Source organism: Actinomycetospora sp. (assembly GCF_055612215.1).
This window is the reverse complement of sequence record NZ_JBVPVA010000111.1, coordinates 1-1,358: the sequence shown is the minus strand read 5'-3', so window position 1 is coordinate 1,358 and position 1,358 is coordinate 1. Positions and strand designations below refer to the sequence as shown.

The window sequence follows — 1,358 nt, the reverse complement described above, 5'->3', positions numbered from 1 at the left end:
AGTCCGGGAGGACACCATGACGATCCCGACGATGCCCGCCTCGACGCCCGACCCCCGGGGGGAGTCGGCGAGCCTGTTCGACACCGGCCTGGCGCACGCGCCCACGCCCCGGGGAGGTCACCGCGGCCGCCCCGCCCGTGGTCGTCGTCCGGCCGGGGCCGCGCCGACCGGCCCGCGCCCGCCCGGGCCGCCGCCGTCCCGCTCGGAGGTGACGCTGCTCGAGTCCGCCCGGGACGGGCTGCGCGAGGCGCAGCGGGCGGACACGCCGGCGGAGCGGTTCCGGCTCGCGCACCTGTCCGCCCTGCGCTCGGCCGCCGCGGTGCTCGCGGCCCGGGCCCGGACGCGACGCTCGGCCCGCCCGACCGACGCGTGGACGCTGCTCGCGTCGGTCGCCCCCGAGTACGGCGAGTGGGCCGCGTTCTTCGCGGCGCACTCGGCCACGCGGTCGGCGGTGGAGGCCGGGGCGCGCAGCCGGGTGGGGCAGCGCGACGCCGACGACATGGTCCGGCAGGCGGACCTCTTCCTGGGGCTGGTGACGCGGACGGTGGCCGGGCGGCGCCCGTCCTGATCGCGCGCGGCGTTCAGCCGGTGCGGCGGGGCTTCCGCTGCTCGCGCGAGCGGTGGCCGGCCCGCACGATGCGTCCGAGGAGGTTCTCGAAGTGCTGTGAGATCTCCCGGGCGCCGGGGGTGTCCCAACGCTGGATCGGGACGCCCGCGCCCTGGGCCTGCTGCACGGCGGTGCGGTCGGGCAGCACGCCGGGCAGGACGAGCGGGCCGAAGAGCTCGCGGAGCTCGTTCACCCGGAACTCGTGCTCCGCGGAACGGGCCCGGAAGCGGTTGATGAGCACGCCGAGAGGCTGCAGGCGCGGGTTGTGGGCGCGCTCGGCCTGCACCGCCTCGAAGGCGCGCTGCACGCCGGAGACGGCGAAGATCGTCGGCTCGGTGACGAGGACGGCGCGGTCGACGGCCACGAGCGCGGAACGGGTGAGCTGGCCCAGGGAGGGCGGGCAGTCGATGAGCACGAGCTCGTAGGAGGGGAGGCGCACCCCCGCCGACGACCGGGAGGGTCCGCCGTCGTCGGACGCGCTCCCGCGGGGCAGGGCGGCGAGCAGGCGCGACAGCCGGCCCAGCCGCTGCGAGCCCGGGTCGGGGTGGTTGTGCCGCTCGATGTCCTCGGACCCGACGAGCACGTCGATGGTGTCGTCCCAGGCGCTCGGGGCGATGGAGGAGGCGAGGATCGCGGGCGAGGGGTTCTCCAGCGCGTCCGCGATCGTGGTCTCGCTCTCGGCCGGCTCGAGGGCGGTCGTGGCGTTGCCCTGCGGGTCGAGGTCGATCACCAGGGTGCGCAACCCCTGGCG

The 1,358-nt window shown here is 77.2% G+C and carries 2 protein-coding genes; one reads left to right on the top strand and one right to left on the bottom strand.

Translation table 11 applies throughout. The annotated features are described in order from the left end of the window. Positions 1-568, top strand: a 568-nt coding sequence (locus tag AC0CYZ_RS02865; protein WP_472212163.1) for an SAV_6107 family HEPN domain-containing protein, incomplete at its 5' end; no start/stop codon positions are given. 13 nt (positions 569-581) lie between these two features. Here AC0CYZ_RS02865 and AC0CYZ_RS02860 read toward each other — a convergent pair. Beyond that, positions 582-1,358, bottom strand: a 777-nt coding sequence (locus tag AC0CYZ_RS02860; protein WP_472212161.1) for a ParA family protein, incomplete at its 5' end; no start/stop codon positions are given.